13 protein-coding genes are annotated in these 16,789 nt (G+C 64.8%); 8 read left to right on the top strand and 5 right to left on the bottom strand.

What is annotated here, in order from left to right; genetic code table 11:
* Window positions 1-31 precede the first annotated feature (31 nt).
* The 3 genes from AC0MRV_RS17365 to AC0MRV_RS17355 are packed head-to-tail and all read left to right on the top strand — an operon-like array spanning window position 32 to window position 4,510.
* Window positions 32-1,093 carry a uroporphyrinogen decarboxylase family protein gene (locus AC0MRV_RS17365; protein ID WP_472765773.1) on the top strand — a complete coding sequence of 354 codons (1,062 nt, stop codon included), beginning with the start codon at window positions 32-34 and terminating at the stop codon, window positions 1,091-1,093.
* 24 nt (window positions 1,094-1,117) lie between these two features.
* Entirely contained in the window at window positions 1,118-2,173 is a 1,056-nt protein-coding gene (locus AC0MRV_RS17360; protein WP_472765772.1) for a Rieske 2Fe-2S domain-containing protein, read from the top strand.
* A gap of 12 nt (window positions 2,174-2,185) precedes the next feature.
* The gene (locus AC0MRV_RS17355) at window positions 2,186-4,510 is read left to right on the top strand and encodes a hypothetical protein (protein WP_472765771.1); all 2,325 of its coding nucleotides are present in this window, start codon (window positions 2,186-2,188) and stop codon (window positions 4,508-4,510) included.
* Between the two features lie 41 nt (window positions 4,511-4,551).
* On the opposite strand, the gene AC0MRV_RS17350 is transcribed toward AC0MRV_RS17355, so the two are convergent.
* The gene (locus tag AC0MRV_RS17350) at window positions 4,552-5,223 is read right to left on the bottom strand and encodes an alpha/beta fold hydrolase (RefSeq protein WP_472765770.1); all 672 of its coding nucleotides are present in this window, start codon (window positions 5,221-5,223) and stop codon (window positions 4,552-4,554) included.
* Between the two features lie 41 nt (window positions 5,224-5,264).
* Window positions 5,265-6,113 carry a helix-turn-helix domain-containing protein gene (locus AC0MRV_RS17345; RefSeq protein WP_472765769.1) on the bottom strand — a complete coding sequence of 283 codons (849 nt, stop codon included), beginning with the start codon at window positions 6,111-6,113 and terminating at the stop codon, window positions 5,265-5,267.
* A gap of 119 nt (window positions 6,114-6,232) precedes the next feature.
* On the opposite strand from AC0MRV_RS17345, the gene AC0MRV_RS17340 reads away from it, so the two are divergent.
* The 5 genes from AC0MRV_RS17340 (at window position 6,233) to AC0MRV_RS17320 (ending at window position 12,704) form a co-directional block, all read left to right on the top strand.
* A complete protein-coding gene (locus AC0MRV_RS17340) occupies window positions 6,233-7,159 on the top strand; it encodes a phytanoyl-CoA dioxygenase family protein (RefSeq protein ID WP_472765768.1) in 927 nt (308 codons plus the stop codon).
* A 17-nt stretch (window positions 7,160-7,176) separates the two neighbouring features.
* The gene (locus AC0MRV_RS17335) at window positions 7,177-8,490 is read left to right on the top strand and encodes a DUF455 family protein (RefSeq protein ID WP_472765767.1); all 1,314 of its coding nucleotides are present in this window, start codon (window positions 7,177-7,179) and stop codon (window positions 8,488-8,490) included.
* A 263-nt stretch (window positions 8,491-8,753) separates the two neighbouring features.
* Window positions 8,754-10,697, top strand: a complete 1,944-nt coding sequence (locus AC0MRV_RS17330; protein WP_472765766.1) for a sodium:solute symporter family protein — start codon at window positions 8,754-8,756, stop codon at window positions 10,695-10,697.
* A gap of 6 nt (window positions 10,698-10,703) precedes the next feature.
* On the top strand, window positions 10,704-11,801 hold the full coding sequence (locus AC0MRV_RS17325; protein WP_472765765.1) for a Gfo/Idh/MocA family protein: 1,098 nt from the start codon (window positions 10,704-10,706) through the stop codon (window positions 11,799-11,801).
* Between the two features lie 27 nt (window positions 11,802-11,828).
* The gene (locus AC0MRV_RS17320) at window positions 11,829-12,704 is read left to right on the top strand and encodes an aldose epimerase family protein (RefSeq protein ID WP_472765764.1); all 876 of its coding nucleotides are present in this window, start codon (window positions 11,829-11,831) and stop codon (window positions 12,702-12,704) included.
* Here the strand turns inward: AC0MRV_RS17320 and AC0MRV_RS17315 are convergent.
* Genes AC0MRV_RS17315 through AC0MRV_RS17305 form a run of 3 tightly spaced genes read right to left on the bottom strand, consistent with a single transcriptional unit; the run spans window position 12,668 to window position 16,783 of the window.
* Window positions 12,668-13,450 carry a Type 1 glutamine amidotransferase-like domain-containing protein gene (locus AC0MRV_RS17315; protein ID WP_472765763.1) on the bottom strand — a complete coding sequence of 261 codons (783 nt, stop codon included), beginning with the start codon at window positions 13,448-13,450 and terminating at the stop codon, window positions 12,668-12,670. The two genes, AC0MRV_RS17320 and AC0MRV_RS17315, sit on opposite strands and share 37 nt — an antisense overlap.
* A gap of 22 nt (window positions 13,451-13,472) precedes the next feature.
* A complete protein-coding gene (locus tag AC0MRV_RS17310; protein WP_472765762.1) occupies window positions 13,473-14,867 on the bottom strand; it encodes a M28 family peptidase in 1,395 nt (464 codons plus the stop codon).
* Window positions 14,864-16,783, bottom strand: a complete 1,920-nt coding sequence (locus AC0MRV_RS17305) for a glycoside hydrolase family 127 protein (RefSeq protein WP_472765761.1) — start codon at window positions 16,781-16,783, stop codon at window positions 14,864-14,866. Before AC0MRV_RS17305 ends, AC0MRV_RS17310 begins: the two co-directional genes overlap by 4 nt.
* Window positions 16,784-16,789 lie beyond the last annotated feature (6 nt).

The raw sequence follows: 16,789 nt of genomic DNA, 5'->3' as shown, positions 1-16,789 counted from the left end.
CCGACTTCCCCCAACCCCACCCGATTTGCCAATGGCCCATCCTTCCCGCCCCGTCCTGACTCGACGCGAAATTGAGTCCGTCCTGCGCTGCGACCCGAACACCAAGGTCGTTCCCTTCCTGCCGGCGATCTACGAGCACAAAGCCGCCTTCATCGGCTCCACCCCCTCGGCCATCGCCCGCGACGCCGACCTGCTCACCCGCGCCTTGCTGGCCGAATTTGAAAACGTGCAACCCGACGCCCTCGCGGTCGGGGTGGATGTCTACAACCTCGAGGCCGAGGCCTGCGGCTGCAAAGTGACCTTCTACGAGGGCGACGACACCTCTATTCCTGGCATCAGCCCCGGAGATCATGTCATCGCTCCCGGCACGGATCTATCGAACGCCAAGATCCCCAATCCGCTCACCGACGGTCGCATGCCGATCAACCTCCAGGCCACCCGTCAGGTGCGCAAAGCCTTGGGCGACGACATCTGGCTGCGCGGCGCCATCTCCGGGCCCTTCTCCCTGGCGATCTCCCTGGTCGGCGCCGAGGCCTTGTTCTTCTCCTGCGTCGATAACCCCGCATGGGTGCACGAGGTGCTCGGCTATTCCGGCCGCATCATCAAGGCCTTTGCCCAGGGCTACATCGATGCCGGCGCCGAGCTGATCATCTTCGATTCCCAAGCCTCGCCCGAGCTGCTCTCGCCCGCGATGTATGAGGAGTTCGTGATGCCGATCACCACCGACTTCGCGGAGTGGGCGGCCGGCCAGGGCGTGCGGGACGTGCCGCTCATCATCGGCGGCAACACCACTCGCATCGCCGACCTCCTGGTCGAGACCGGCTGCAACAACTTGCTGTGCGATTTCACCGGCGACTTCGACGAGTGGGCCGAGCTTTGCCAAGACCACGACCGCGCCATGCGCCGCAACATTTCGCCCCACCTGCTGCAGAAAGGCACGCCGCAGGAAATCTACGATGTCGCGCGCACCGAACTGGCCCGCGGCAAAGACATGCCCGGCTTCATCCTTGGCACCGCCGTCGTTCCCTTCGGCACGCCCACCGAGAACATCGTCGCGGTCAAACACGCCATCATCGACGGCTCGGCCGAATAAGGCCACGGGCCACCGCCTGCTTTGATGACTCTCGACGAAGACAGTCCCTTTCAAGCCCTGCGCCGCACGTGGCAACCCGTGGCGCTGAGCGCGGACCTCCGGGCCGGTGACGTCACCGGCCGCACCTTGCTGGAACAGGATTTGGTGCTCGCCCGTTTTGCCGACGGCCGGCTGCTCGCCGCCGATGTGGCCTGTCCGCACAAAGGCGCCCGCCTGTCCGGCGGATGCATCGACCAGGACCAACTCATGTGCCCCTACCACGGGTGGCGCTTCGACGCCGAGGGCGCCTGCCAAAGCATTCCTTCCCTGGTCGAGCCCAACCCGCAGAAGTGCGCGCTCTCACACCTCAAAAGCTACGCGGTGCAGGAGCGCTACGGCATGGTTTGGGTCAAACTCGATCCCGCCGGCGCCCACGAGTTGCCGGACATTCCGGAGTTCGAGGATTCGCGCTGGAGCTACCGCCTGGGTCCGCCGATGACCTTCCAGGCTGGCTTCCGGCGCGAGATCGAGAACTACCTCGACATGACCCATTTCGCCTTCGCGCATGGCACCACCCTCGGCAAGTGTGCCGATCCGCGCATCCCGGACATGGACATCACGCTCCATCCCGACGGCTTCCAAATGGATGCGCCCTTCCCGGCCCTCGAAACGCCGCACGAACAGCCCGGCAAACTCCAGAGCGCACACCACCGCCGCCAGCGCTGTTTCCTGCCGAACTTCACCACCATTCGACAAACTTTTGGCGACGGCGACGAACGCGTGCTCGTGCACATTCCGTCGCCCGTCACCCGGGAAAGTTGCGTCGTGTTTTGGGCGCTGGCCATTTCCCCCGGTTTCGATGGCCCCCCGCCCAAAAGCCAAATCGATTTCGCCGTCCAGGTTCTCGATGAGGACCGGCAAATGTGTGAGTCGCAGCTTCCCGCCGAGGTGCCCGTCAACCCGGCGCGCGGCGGCTGGGGCGTGCTCGTCACCCCCGGCGACACCCTCGCCAACACCTTCCAAAAGTCGTTCCGGCAATGGCTCCAACGCGAGCTATCGGGTGCGCCGGCCGGAACGCCCGAACCCGCCGTCCACACCTGAACCCCTTTCCCCATGTCCCTGCCTCCCCACATCACCTACCCCGATCCCGCCGACCTCACTGAAGTCCAGGCCGCCACCCTGCTCGCCCGGCGGGCCAAGGCGCAATTGCACCCCGCCGCCGAACCCGGCACCACCCCGACCTTCAAAGTCGCCCTTGCCTCCCGCAACTGGGTCGACGTGCCCACCGCGGGCGCCGCGGGCTGGATCTGGTTGCGCCTCGCCGCCGACGGCTCCGGTGAACTCGTCGCCTCGCAGGGCTCCTATCTCTTTACCGGCGTGCGCCTGCTCGAACAGGGACTCGGCCCCGACCAGCAGGCCCGCCTCGCCGAGGGCCTCCTGCTGCCGGCCTCCTTCAGCTTTCACCGTCCGCACTACGACGCCTGCCTCACCCAATACTGGCGCTCGGCGCGTGGTTTTAACGACGAAGCCTATGTGCGTGCCTTGGCCGAAGCCGGCTTCACCCACTGCGAGGTCAATGCCCTGCAGGCTCACCTGCCCTACGAAGAGACCGTCGAGGGCGAGTTCTACCCGCAGTTCTACACCTACTGCGCCGGCTTCAATCACTTCGTCGACAGCCCGCTGACCCGGGGGCTCTGGCCGGCCCATTACCTTGAGGCCAACCTCAACCGCCTCAAACGCATCGCCGGTCTGGCCAAGCGCTACGGCCTCAAGCCCGGCCTGCTCATGTTCGAGCCGCGCAACCTGCCCGAGAAGTTCTTCGTCAAATACCCGACCCTGCGCGGCGCCCGCGTCGACCATCCCTTCCGTTCCCGCCTGCCGCGCTACTGCCTCGCGCAGGATCACCCCGTCTCCCAGCGCCACTACCGCGAGGTCATGGAAGCACTGATGACCGCGGTGCCGGAACTCGACTACCTTTCCATCTGGTCCAACGACAGCGGCGCCGGATTTGAACATACCGGCTCGCTCTACGTCGGCCGCAACGGCGGCCCTTACATGATTCGCGAATGGCGCAGTCCGGAGCGCATCGCCGAGACCGCCGGCAAGAGCATCGTCGCCTTCATGGAAAACCTGCGGGGCGCCGCCGCGAAGACCAACCCGGACTTCGACGTCATTCTCCGCCTCGAACCGTTCAAGGTCGAACACGAGCACATCGTCAACGGCCTCGGCGGCCACCTCTCCTGGGAGGGGCCCTCCATGCTGGTCAAGGGCTACTCGCTGCCGTATCCGCATCCCAAATACCCGGAGAACTTCGGCGTCGCCGGCACGATCTTCCACTCCTGGATGGATGAAACCGAAGCCCCCGCCCTGGCCAAGGCCAAGGCCGCCGGCACGCATCCGGTGCTCAACTACGCCGGCAACGGCATCATGAACCACGAGCCACTCATCGGCCTGCCCTTTCCGCGGATGCTGCACGCCAAGATCAGCGCCCTGCGCGAGATCGGCGCCAACCGCGCCAGCTGCTTCGGCGGTTTGGCTCACTGCGAGGCCACTCCTTACTGGCCGCACCCCGCGATTATCCGCGCCGCCCAGTTCACCCCCGAGCGTTCCGTCGACGAGGTGTTGCAGGAATTCGCCACCGCGCTGGTCGGTGAAGCCCACGCGGCCGAGCTCGACCGCGCCTGGCAGGACTTTGAGGACGCGCTCGTCTGGCAGCCCTTGGTCGGCCTCTACTGCGCCTTTGGCTTCTGCTGGCAACGCACCTGGGATCGCCCCTTCGTGCCCGACATCCTCGCCGTGCCGGAAGCCGATCGCCGCTACTACGAGAAGCACGGCTGCTTCCAGCACAACAACCCCGGCATCAACGATCTCGGCCGCGACGTGCTCTTCGACCTCATCACCCGCGAGCAGGGCGCCAAGATGAGCGCTGACATGGACCGTGAACTCCTGCCGCGCCTGCGCCAATTACTCGCCACCCTCGACGCCAAGCTCGATGCGCTCCACGCCGCGGCCGCCGAGGTCGAGTGCAACGGCGCCTGCAAGGTCTTCCGCGACCTGCGCGACCGGGTGAAAGGTTACCTGCACTGGGCCGTCGCCCTGCGCAACGTCTGTTCCTGGTGCGCCGAAGTCTACGGTTACCTCGAAGCCCAAACCGACGCCGACCGCGAGGCCTGCGTGGAGCGGCTCCAAGCTTCAATCGACCTCGACCTGGAGAACACCCAGGGCCTGCTCGAGCTCATCGAGGGCAGCTCGACCGAGTTCATGGTCGTATCGGCCGTCGGCAACCACACCTACTTCTACGGGGAAGACCTCCCCGACCTATTACGGCGCCGACTGGAACTCACCCAGCGCTATCGGCACCACGCCCCGCGCATCGACCGCAATATCCTTTGGCGTCCCGTCCCCGGCACCACGTGGCCGGAGGGTTGGACGTCGTGACCAACGATAGGTTGTGCATGTAGTTCAGCGGGTGGCTTCCGTTAGGGGTTTCGGAAGCCACCCGTCTGATTCGGCTTGGGAGGCGGCGCCCCGCGTACTTGGGCCAGCAATTCCTCAATTGCGGCCACCACCACTTCCGGTTGCTCGCGAGCGATCAGATGACCGCTGCCTGCCACGACGCGCATCTGCCCGCAACGGGATTGCGCGGCGTGATCGCGCTGGAGCGCATGCCACCCTTCGCGTAACTGGTCTTGCACCGTGGGCGGCAAGATAGCCGGTATCGGCGGACTATCTGCCACCAACACCAACAGGGGCACGTCACCGATCCCGGGAAACGATCGGAACAAAGTTTGGATCTCTGCCTGCAACCTCGCCTCACCACAGACGCGGCGATGAAAAGCCATGATCTCCGGCTCATGCCGCAAAGCCTTCGGCAAATGGGCCCACACCTCATCTCCCTGACGCGGATGTGTCGCATCCAACAACAAGACCCCCGTCACGCATTCCGGATACCGTTGGGCAAACTGCAGGGCGGTGAGCCCGCCAAAAGAACTCGCGGCGAGCAGAAAGGGCGGCTCGCCATCTCCCTGAGCGAGATCATGCCGTAGTTGCTGCGCTGCGACATCGGGCCGCACCAACCAGTCGCCTTTTCGCAGCACCACCCGATGCGAAGCCAACAAGGGCGCCAGCTCCGTCAACGACTGGTCGAGCACCAGCGTGGGTTGCCTGTCCAAGGGGTTCGGCTGGGACATGTTCAATGCCCGCGCGTGCGGCGGCGGAACTCCGACGGGGTTTCGCCCGCAACCTGCTTGAAGGCCTTGGAGAAGTGAAACACGTCACAGAATCCCAGGTCCGCGGCGAGCGCCTTGAAACTGTGACGCCCCTGATAGATCGCCGCGCAGGCCCATTCGATGCGGCGCCGCTTTTGAAACTGTCCCGGCGAACGCCCCACCCGCGCGGCGAATTGCTTGCGGAAGTTTTCATAACTCAGTCCGACCCGGCGTGCGACGTCCTGTGGGGTGAGGGGCAGCGCCCCTGGGCGCACGTCTCCCAACAACCGCTGGCTTTCTTCCAACCACGCATCTTCCGGTGGGCGTTGGGACTCAAAATACGTGGCCAACAAGTCCAACATCAGCTGCTGCAGCGCGCCCACCGTCCGCATCGCGGTGCTTCGCTCGCTCGCCCCTCGCGACTCAAACACGCGCTCAAAGCGGCGCCGCCATAACTCCACCGGCGCCGCATGGGTCACCGGGCGCTGCGGATCCAGCACCCCATCCGTCGCCAACTGCGTCCACCAGGGGCCGTCCATCACCACGTAGATCTGCGTCCAATCCCGTCCCTGCCAAGGTCCGTAGGCATGCGGCAGTCCCGGATGAATCCACACCAGATCACCATCCTTCAACAATTCCTCCGCACCGTTGCCGTCGCAGTAGAACCCGTCCACCCGCAGCATGTAAATCAGACCGAAGGTTCCCAGAACCCGCATCGCCGCCGGATCCAAGGCCGGCACGTTATGCACCAGCCCGGCCGCGCGAATCACCGTGCTGCCCAGCCGCAGTGGGCGGGTGAGCCACGGGTCGTTTTGAAAGGGACGTTCATCCAACACAGTTCCCATTTCTTACATATTTAATCCCATTTCAACTATGTTTAACGCCGACCTTCCGGTGTAATCTTCCACTTTCCATCCCCGCCACCCCGTTTTCCCAAAAAACACTTATACCCATGAGCACCCTCGCCCCTGCCCTGCCCCAGCTTTATTCCTATGGCCACGAGCTCGACATGGCCGATGACAAGGTCGGCTTGCTGCGCGATTCATCCGACGCCGCCAACGATTTTGAAGAGCTTCGCCGCCGCGTCGCCGAGGATGGTTACCTCTACATGAAGGGCTACCTCGACAAGGACGCCGTGCTGGCCGCTCGCCGCAGCATCACCGACCGCCTCGCCGCTGCCGGCATGCTGGATGCCCAGTTTCCGACCCTCGACGCCTGCTGTCCGCCGGACTCTGGCTACGGCTTCCGGCCCGACGTCACGGAGCACAATCCCGAGGTCCACGCGCTGCTCTACGAGGGCCGGCTGGTGGAGTTCTACCGCCAACTCTTCGCCGAAGATATTCGCCACTATGACTTCACGTGGTTGCGCGCCATCGGCCCCGGCAAGGGCACCAACCCGCACTGTGACCTGCCCTACATGGGCCGCGGCACCCACCGTCACATGACCTGCTGGATGCCCTACGGCGACATCTCCTTCGAACTCGGCGGCCTCATGGTCCTCGAGGGCTCCCACAAGCGCATGGATCTGCTCGAGAACTACGTCTATCGCGACGTCGACGCCTATTGTGAAAACAAGCCCGAGCAGGTAAACCGGGCCAAGGACGGCGGCTGGACCTTCACCGGCACCCTTTCCCACAACCCACCGGTGGTGCGCAACAAGTTCGGCGGGCGCTGGCTCACCACCGAATTTGAACCCGGCGATTTCATCACCTTCGGCATGTTTCTGGTGCACGCCTCGCTGGACAACCGCACGCAAAACCGCCTGCGCATCTCCTCCGACAGCCGCTACCAGCGCGCCAGCGAACCGATCGACGAACGCTGGGTCGGCCCGAATCCTCCCGGCCATGCCTTCGCCGGCAAGCGCGGCCGAATCTGCTAACCCTCTTCCCGCCACCCATGGTCGCCCCCAAATCCTCTTCTTCCGCCGCCACCACAGCGGCGCGCAGTGCCACCGGCCGCATGGCCGCCGTGCAGGAAATGGCTCGCCTGCAACGCCAGCTCTTCGAACTCGAACGCGGTTTCATCGCCACCGCCACGACGCTCGTGCCGCGCGTCGGTGAACCCGAACTGAAGTATCTGGTTTGCCAACACGTCTGGGAAAGCGCGGGGCACGCCCGGTTCCTGCGCGAACGCGGTCGCGAACTGAGCGGCTTCGGCTCCGACGAATCGATCAGTCCCGCCGTCTGGCAGTTTTTCCAGGAAGCCGCCGTCGCCCCATCGCCCGCCGCCGCCCTGGCGGGATTCTATCGCGTCATCAAACCGCACCTGCTGGCGGCCTACCGCCATTATTTGGAGGCGACCCACCACCTCGCCGATTGGCCCTCACGCAATCTCGTCGAGGAGTTCATTGGCGACGAGGAACGTCATGCCGACGAAATGCGCCCGTGGCTGGAGGGTTCCGACGAAATCTCCGCGTGGTGCGAACACCTCGCCGCCGCGCTTGCTTCCCTCGCCCAACCGTCCGCCTTTCCGACCGATTTCGTGTGGCGTCACGTGAGCGAACCCTATCGCCACCCCGAGACCTGCAACCGCGGTCCCTATCCACTCTGCTCCAGCGTTTTTGAGCAAAGCGCCGACAACGTGGCGCCCATCGTGCGCGACTGGCTCGAGGATCCCAAGACCGACGCCCGCATCATTCGCATCATGATCTACATTTGGCTCATGATGGAACTCGATGCCGTCGACTATCTCGCGACCGTTTTCATCGAGACGCCCACGGCGCCCTTCGACCTTCACCACGATCTCGCCCGCCATCTCTGGGACGAATCGCGGCACAGCCAGTTCGGTTTCCGCCAACTGCCGAAACACGGCATCGACCTGATGACGGTCGAACACTCGCTCGATCTCTACCACATCCTGCTGCAGATGCCGCCCGCCGAGCGCTACGCCATGATGACGATGGAGTTCGAGGCCGGCAGCTTCCCGACCAAGGCCCACATCATGGATCGGGTCCGCGAGTTGAACGACTTCGAAGCCGACACGCTCCTCGCCTTTGACCGCAACGACGAACAGAACCACGTGCGCTACGGCCACCGCTGGCTACCGGTCATCATGGAAGTCTGCGGGCACGATCAACCGGTCGAGGAATTCGTCGCCTCCACCCGCCGCCACTTCGCGGAATTGGTCGAGACCCACGGCGGTCGCACGCCGCACACTCTGCCGCCGGAGCAGCGCCTCACCGGTGCCAAGATTCGCGCGATGTATTCATAGTTTCAGCACCTCCGGAGACCGGCGACCGCGCGCCTGCCGTTCGCTCTGCCGTCGACTGAGAAATTTCACCGCCGCCCCTGACCGGGCGGCGTTTTTTTTGGGTCAATGGGTTCCATAATTCCCGTATTTTCAGTAGCTAACATTGTTATGAAATTTCATGATAATAAATGACTTGTGATATTCGGCAAAGCCGGGAATTTCACCCCCATCCCCCCCTGCCGCGAGTCACCAACTCGCGGATACATTCCCCCGGTTTCCCCACCATGCCTTCCGCGATTCGCCGCGTTTCCCTGTTTCTGCTTCTTCTCCTCAGCGCGCTCGGCGCCCATGCCACCGGCACGGCCGAAATGGTCTCCCTGCAGTTGACTCCGGTTGACGATCCCGCCGCGCTGCAGGCCGAGTTGTTGCCCAGTGAGCCGCTACCCGACGGACACCAGGCCGCGCCCGCTCCGGCGTTCCAAGATGCGGTCGCCCCATCGGGGCAAGCCTTCCGGCTGATCGCGACTCCCGAACCCAACGGCGAACTCACGCTGTATTATTACCACATCATCACCGACACGTGGGCTCGCGTCGGCAGCGTCCCCCTATCCGGTTCGCTCAGCCAACTGCAACCCATGGCCCGTGGTTTTCTGCTGACCATCGATTCCCCCACCGGGCCGGCGGTCTTTCGCCTCGAAGTGGTGCAGACCAAAAAATCCCTGCCCGTCTTCGACTGGATCGTGATCGCGCTTTACCTCCTCGCGATGCTGGGGGTCGGTTGGTATTGCTACAACAAGGAGAAGCGCGGCAAAAACTCGACCGAGGATTACTTTCTCGCCGGCCGTGACGTGCCGTGGTGGGCCGCCGGCCTGAGCCTCTACGCGACCGGCACCTCGGCGATCAGTTTCATCGCCATCCCGGCGCTCTCGTTCTCGACCAACTGGCTCTACCTCGCCCAGCAATGCATCGGCGTGTTCGGCCTGCTCTACGTCGCCTACAAGATCATCCCGGTCGTGCGCCGTCTGAACCTGACGTCGATCTACCACTTTCTCGAAATTCGCTTTCATCCCTCGATCCGGCTGATGAGCAGCGCGCTCACCATTCTGTTCCAGCTGGTGGGCCGCCTGAGTGTCGTGCTCTACCTGCCGGCGCTGGCGATTGCCAGTGTCACCGGGGCCAACGTCGTGCTGTGCATCGTTCTCATGGGCATCGTGACGACGCTCTACACTCTCGTGGGTGGCATGAAGGCTGTCATTTGGACCGATGTGATCCAAGTCGTCGTGATGATCGGCGGCGCGCTCTTTGCCATCGGCTACATGATCAACGGCATGGACGGCGGCGTCAGCGAACTCATCTCGATCGCCGCCGCCGACCGCAAGGCGCAGATCTTCGATTTCTCCTGGAGCTTCACCACGCCCACCGTGTGGGCAATCATTCTGGTGGTCCTCACCGATGTTCCGACCTGGCCGAAGGAACAGATCATGATGCAGCGCGTGCTGGCCACGCGCGACGACAAGAGTGCCCGCCGCTCCGTGCTCACCCTCGCCGCCATCGTCATTCCCGGCAGCTTCCTCTTCTACGCCATCGGCACCGCGCTCTACGGCTTCTACAAGACCCACCCCGGCCAACTGAATCCGCTCATCGACACCGACGCGACCTTCCCTGTCTTCATCGCCGCCGAACTGCCCATCGGCATCACCGGCCTCATCATCGCCGGCTTGTTCGCCGCCTCCATGTCCACGCTCTCCAGCGGACTCAACAGCGTGGCCACCCTCACCTCCGTCGACTTCTACGAGCGCTTGGTGAAGAACGCCTCCCCGCGCCTGAGCCTGCGCCTGGCCTACCTTGTGACCATTCTCTCCGGCATCATCGCGACCGCCTGCGCCGTGCTGTTCACCTTCTTCGACATCAAGTCCATGTTCGATGCGATGCTGCAACTCACCGCCATTCTCGGCGGCGGGTTCGCTGGCACCTATGCGCTCGGGCTCTTCAGCCGCCGCACCAACTGGCAGGGCGCGCTCATCGGCACCGCCGCCAGTATCGCCACCGCCGTGCTGCTACGGCCCGTCCTCAGTCCGATTCTGCTCAACCCCGCCGCGATCGCGGCCTGCATGATCGTCGGTTACATCGCGTCCTACTTCTTTCCAGCGCCAACGCAGAATCTGACTGGCCTCACCGTCTTCACTCCCCAGCGTTCCTCCGTTCCCGTTTCCAGCAGCTCTAACTGATCTCCCATGTCCAAGACCTACCGCGCGGTGCTCGTCGGCACCGGCTCCATTTGCGAAGCCCATCTCCGGGCGGTTGAAACCACCGAAGGTCGCGTCGAACTCGTTGCCGCGGTCGACCTCGAGGCCGAACGCGTTCAGTCCTTCTGTGAGCGCGCCAACGTTCCCTCCGCCTACACCGACTACTCGGCCATGCTGAAGGAGGTCGGTCCTGACATCGTCCTCATCGCCACCCCGCCCGGCACCCACGCCGCCATGAGCATCGAGGCCATGGAATCCGGCGCCTGGGTGCTGTGTGAGAAACCCTTGTGCGGCTCGCTCGCCGAGTTCGAGCGCATTCGCGACGCCGAGCGCCGCACCGGTTGCTACACCGCCTGTGTGTTTCAGATGCGGTTCGCATCCTCGAACCTCCACCTCAAGCGCCTCGCCGCCGCCGGCCAGCTCGGCCGCCCGCTTGTCGGCGTGTGCAACACCCTCTGGTATCGCGACGCCGCCTACTACGCCGTGCCTTGGCGCGGTCGTTGGGAAACCGAACTCGGCGGCCCCACCATGGGGCTCGGCATCCATGCGATGGACCATTTTCTCGATCTCTTCGGCGAATGGGAGGAGGTGCGCGCCATGGCCGGCACCCTCGATCGCGACATCGAGGTCGAAGACGTTTCGATGGCCCTCGTGCGCTTCGCCAACGGCGCCTATGGCTCCATCGTCAACAGCGCGCTCAGCCCGCGGCAGGAAACCTACATCCGCCTCGATTACCAAAAGGCCACCGTCGAGCTCACGCACCTCTACGGCTACAATCGCGACAACTGGAAACTCACCCTCGCCCCGCCCGCGCAGGACGATTCGTTGTTACAGGCGTGGCAGAGTTTCCCGCCCGATGTCGGTTCCACCCACGGCGCGCAGTTGAATGACTTCATCCGCGACATGGATCGCGGGATGTGCCCGCGTTCGTCCGGCAACGAAGCCCAGCGCACGCTCGAGTTGCTGACCGCGATCTACAAATCGGCCTTCACCGATCAACCCGTCGCCCGCGGATCGATCGGCCCCGACGATCCGTTCTACGCCAAACTGCATGGCGGAGTGGCGCCGCCTAAGCGGCCCCGCTGATCGCCCTGCCCAGCTCCGTCGCCGGTGATGCTTCATCTCACCAACGCCGAGTTGCGGATCGAGCTGCTTGATCCGACCACCGAGGCCGATCGACTCGGTCCGCGCTTCTGCACCGGCGCTTACATCTGGCAGGTGCACGATGCCCAAGCCGGACCGCTCCTGAGTGGCCCCGAAGGTCCCGAACCTAAACCCGACCCCTTCAACGGCCACGGCCTGCCCGAGTCGTTTCGTGAGCGCACGCGCGACGGCCGCCCGCTGCTGTGGAATGCCGATGGCAGTGAAGGTCTGGCGCCAGGCGCCGGCACCCTCGGACGGCAAGACGGCCAGGTCGTCATCACTCAGCCGTGCATCTGGCATCTCGCGCTCAAACCCACGAGCGCTGAGTTCCGGACCGAGCAGGCGGCGGCCGGTTTTGCCTGCTCCGTGCTGCGCCGGATCAGCCTGCAGGGGCGCGCCCTGCGCAGTTTCAGTCGCCTCACCAACACCGGCCCGGTGCCGCTCAACCTGCAGTGGTTCGCCCATCCCTTCTTCACGCTCGACGCCGATCGATTGATCCAGGTGCAGTTGCCAGCGGGCACCGCATTGGCGGACGGCGCTGCGGGTTTCTCCGTCGATGCCGCGGCGACGTTGCGCCCCGACCGCGCCCATGAGGGCAAGGACGACGGGGCCTTTGCGCTGCTCAATCTGCCGACCGGCGCCCCACTGGACGCAACCATCGCCCATCCGCGCCTGGCCGGCGGTATCCGCTTTTCGACGACGTTTGCGCCCAGCGAGTGTCCCGTGTGGATCAATGGACACACCTTCTCCATCGAGCCCTACCAAACCCTCGCCCTGCAGCCGGGCGAGAGCCGGGAGTGGGAACTGCGCTACGACTTCGGGGCGGGTAACAACGGCAGGGTCTGACCGGTTTCCGTCGCGGTCGTTTCGCCCGGGACGTAGTCCCACAACGGACCCAGCGCGGTCGTCAGCTGGCCCGCGTGCAGCCGCACCATGGCGCGGTCACCCAGCGCAATCACGCGTTCGCTCGGATTGAAGCGCAGGTAATTGCGGATTTTCCAGGCACGGCTGTCGTGCGCCGGCTGATCATCCGCGCGCGGGTGATGCGGATTGATGACGAACGGCAGAATCGCCAGCGAACGACGGCTCGGCACGTCGGTGACCGGAAAATCGTTGGTCGCGCCGATCACCACGCCGGCGATATTGGCGCCCGCACTGCTGCCGGCATACGGCGCGCCTTCCAGCACGCGCTGGCGAATGATGCCCAGTTGTCCGGTGGCATAGAGCTCGCGCAGCAGCCAAAAAGTGTCGCCTCCACCCACGAAGATCGCATCGGCCGCGGCGAGTCGACGGTTGGCTTCCGCGGTGTCGAACCGATGCAGTGAAAACGCCTCCTGACCACCGAGGTGCATGAAGGCCTCCTGCAACCGCCGCTCCATGCGATCACGGTCCTCGGGGTGCGAGGCGTGCAAAATCAACGCGACCGTCTTGGTGCCCGCGTAATGCTCCCGCATCATGGGCAGGGTGTCGTCAGCGAAGTGATTGCCATTCATCATCGAGCCACCGACCGCCAACACCGACGCCTCCGGCGACGTGAGCCAATCGGGCTCGGCTTGCAGGGCGACGGTGCTGGTGAGAAGGCCTAGGGTCATGCGTAGAGAGCGGATCATAAGTTCAAGGATTGGGTTCACTAAAGGGCCATAACCCGACCGCGCGCAGGCGCCCGTCGAGTTTGGCCTCGAGAAACAATTGCTGAGTAACCTCGGGTGCGCGCAGCCCCAGCGGCAGGTCGGGGTCGTTGGCCAAAGCCACCACCAATGACGCCACCATGGCGGCGGATTCCCGAATCAGCTCCGGCGTGAGTTTGTCATAGGTGTCACCAAAATCGTGGTAGTAGCGCACAGAGTCGGCGGGAATCGGCGCATTGAAGGTGACCGCCCGCACCCCGGCCAGTTGGTAGGGCGTATGGTCGCTGGCGATCCATGGCTTGTTCTCCACGCCCTTTTCCAGCGCGCGATCCACCCCGCGCCCCTCGTGCCAACGTTGCAACGCCGGCACCAGGTCATCGTCGCCCAACGCATTCACGCCAATCGGCACCCCCACCATGTCGAGGTTGAGCATGAGGATCGGAGCGGCGTTCGGTTCATCGCGAATTTGCGCCACGGCGTGGCGCGAGCCCCACAGGCCCTGCTCCTCGCCGTTGAACCAAATCAGTTCCACCGATCGCTCCAGGGACTGTCCCTGCAACACGCGGGCGAGCGCCAGCAGTTGCGCGATGCCCAGTCCGTTGTCCATCGCCCCCTGCCCCAAATCCCAGCTGTCGAAGTGCGCGCCGACCACGATCGTGTCGGCCGACTTCCCCGGAAAACGCAGGTGCAGGTTGGCGAGGCGCTGCGGCGGCAGGCGACGCGAGCGCACTTCGATCGAAACCTCGACCGGCTCGTCGCGCTCCAGGCGGCGCCGCATCCAGAAACCTTCCTCCTGGGTGATGGAAAACACCGGCAAGGGAAGCGGCTCACCATGAAACCCGCCCGTGCGAGCCAACACCTGGCCCCCGCCCACGCGATTGATCATCAACAGTCCGGCCAAGCCATGCGCCAGCGCGCGCGCGGTGACTTCGTTCGGACGCCCGGAAGACGACGGGCCAAATAGTCCGATCGCGCCCGGCGGAATTTCCCGGTCGAAATCCTCCGCCGCGCCAGAACCGAAATCGATCACCGGTCCGGTGTGTTGCTCACTCGGTCCAACGTAACCGAGGGCGATGGCCCGCATTTCGCGCTGCGCCGGCTCGACCATGTGAACGCGGTCCGGTCCGCGTTCCCACCCGGGCATCTCGAACCAATCGCGCGTGGGATTGAATCCCATCTCGCGCAGGGTCTGCTCCAAGTCGTCCAGCGCGGCCGCATTTGCGGCCGAGCCGGAAAGGCGCCCCCCATGGTCGTCGCACAAGTCACGCAGGAAGGCCACCGGCACATCGTCGGCTTGCACCTGCGCTTCCGCCGCGTCGGGCGTGAGCTCCGCCCGCAAACCGCCGCATCCCAGCAGGACCGCCACCGCAAGGCGGCTCAAGTATTGTAATCGCGTATCCATATTCTCATTTCGCCTTCACCACGATGCCCCCACCACGCGTAAGGCACCGCGCGCAGGGTTTCGGTCTTCGTCGCCGGCTCTGCCAAGTTGGAGTAAAGCACATCTGATGGCTCCACCCGGCGGGCTTCGCCGGTGATGACGGTCACTCCGCCGAGCAAGTCCGTGTCAAACTCAGCCGCCAAGTCCGCGGTGCGCGCGACCCCGAGCGTCGCCAGGGCCGGACCATGATCAGCCTGCTCCACCGCGTAGACCAACGGGCCACGTTGCAGGGCGATTCTACCCGCCGCGGCGGTGACCGCCGGGTGCGCGCGGAGGCGCTCGATCGGCAGGGGCAACTCCGCCTGCAGCGTATCGCCCGCCTGCCAGCGACGCACGAGCCGAAGGTAGCCGCGCTCCGGCGTTGTCGTGAGGGGTTCGCCGTTGATCGACCAGTCTGCACCGGCGGCCAGCCAGGCCAGCTCGGCCGGCTGCTCCGGTGCCGCTTTAACTTCGATTGCGACGGTTCCACTCCACGGGTAGTCGGTGCGCATGCTGAGTTGCCACGCGTCCCAGTTGACCACGAACGCCGCAAAAAGGTGCAACGCCAACCCGGAGTCGGTGCGACTCACCGCATACTGCCCGAGCGAGCTCAGCACCCGCGCCACGTTGGGCGGGCAGCAGGCGCAGCCGAACCAGGGCACCCGCTGCGTTTTCACCATCCGACAGTCGTAGCGCCGGTGCGTTTCCGGCGGGGTGACCGCCAGGGGGTTGACGTAAAAGTAATGGCAACCGTCCCGCGAGAGCCCGGCCAAGACGTTGTTGTAGAGCGCCCGGTGCATCACGTCCGTGTAGCGCGCGTCGAGTTCCAGATCGAGCAGCCGACGCGCCCACATCACGAGACCAATGGCCGCGCAGGTTTCCGCGTATGCACGGTCGTCCGGCAGGTCGTAGGGCGCGGAAAACTTCTCCCCGCCCGGACCGTCACTGCCTACGCCACCGATGACATACAGGTGACGCGCCACCATCTCCTCCCACAAGTGCCGACACCGCGCGGCCAAGGCCGCATCACCGCGCTCACGGGCGAGGTCCGTCATCGCCGCATACAAATACATCGCCCGCACCGCATGCCCGCGCGGCTCATCTTGGTCCGGTGGAGCCTGGTGCGCCTGCCAATACGCCTGCCCGTCGCCATGCACATAGATCGGCGGCACGGCCTCGGCCCGCAGACGCGCTTCCTGTTCAAAATACGACGGCGATTCCCGCCCTCGCTCACGGATGAAGAACTCCGCCAGATCGAGGTAGCTGTCCTCTCCGGTCACGTGGGCCAGCCGCACCAATGCAAGTTCCACCTCCGGATGTCCCGGGTAACCATGGTTCTGGTGCGGCGCCGGACCAAAGGTGCGCACCAACAGGTCCGCAAAACGAATCCCCACGGCCAGCAGCTCCCGCCGCCCCGTGGCCACGTGGTGCGCGACCGCCGCTTCAATCAGATGACCGGCACAATATAACTCGTGCAAATCGCGCAGATTACTCCAGCGGGAATCGGGCGCCTTGAGCTGATGGTAGGTGTGCAGGTAGCCGTCGTCGTCCTGCGCGGCTTGATACAGCGCGACGACTTCATCCACCGCTCGCTGCAGCTCACCGTCAGGCTCGATGGCCAAGCGGTAGCTCGCGGCTTCGGTCCACTTGGCCAGATCGGAATCCTGGAAACACAAACCTTGGTGTTCGCCCTCCTCCCATCCGGCCGCGATGCGCAGATTGCGCACCGCGCCGCTGGGCGGTGCCCCCGGGATCTGGTCATTCAAGGCCTGCCACTGGCGCGGCAAGGTCACCCGGCCGACACACTCGATCCGCTCCGCCCATAATCCGCCGGTGAATCGGACGGCTGGCAGCGGCAACGCGGTTGGGGTCGGCATGATCGT

Source organism: Actomonas spartinae (assembly GCF_051209155.1).
Taxonomy (GTDB): Bacteria; Verrucomicrobiota; Verrucomicrobiia; order Opitutales; family Opitutaceae; genus Actomonas.
This window is presented reverse-complemented; position numbering and strand designations above follow the sequence as displayed.

Excerpts from the sequence above, each read along its gene's own strand:
- AC0MRV_RS17365 (WP_472765773.1), top strand. The coding sequence starts at position 32 with ATGGCCCATCCTTCCCGCCCCGTCCTGACTCGACGCGAAATTGAGTCC.
- AC0MRV_RS17360 (WP_472765772.1), top strand. The coding sequence starts at position 1,118 with ATGACTCTCGACGAAGACAGTCCCTTTCAAGCCCTGCGCCGCACGTGG.
- AC0MRV_RS17355 (WP_472765771.1), top strand. The coding sequence starts at position 2,186 with ATGTCCCTGCCTCCCCACATCACCTACCCCGATCCCGCCGACCTCACT.
- AC0MRV_RS17340 (WP_472765768.1), top strand. The coding sequence starts at position 6,233 with ATGAGCACCCTCGCCCCTGCCCTGCCCCAGCTTTATTCCTATGGCCAC.
- AC0MRV_RS17335 (WP_472765767.1), top strand. The coding sequence starts at position 7,177 with ATGGTCGCCCCCAAATCCTCTTCTTCCGCCGCCACCACAGCGGCGCGC.
- AC0MRV_RS17330 (WP_472765766.1), top strand. The coding sequence starts at position 8,754 with ATGCCTTCCGCGATTCGCCGCGTTTCCCTGTTTCTGCTTCTTCTCCTC.
- AC0MRV_RS17325 (WP_472765765.1), top strand. The coding sequence starts at position 10,704 with ATGTCCAAGACCTACCGCGCGGTGCTCGTCGGCACCGGCTCCATTTGC.
- AC0MRV_RS17320 (WP_472765764.1), top strand. The coding sequence starts at position 11,829 with ATGCTTCATCTCACCAACGCCGAGTTGCGGATCGAGCTGCTTGATCCG.
- AC0MRV_RS17315 (WP_472765763.1), bottom strand. The coding sequence starts at position 13,450 with ATGACCCTAGGCCTTCTCACCAGCACCGTCGCCCTGCAAGCCGAGCCC.
- AC0MRV_RS17305 (WP_472765761.1), bottom strand. The coding sequence starts at position 16,783 with ATGCCGACCCCAACCGCGTTGCCGCTGCCAGCCGTCCGATTCACCGGC.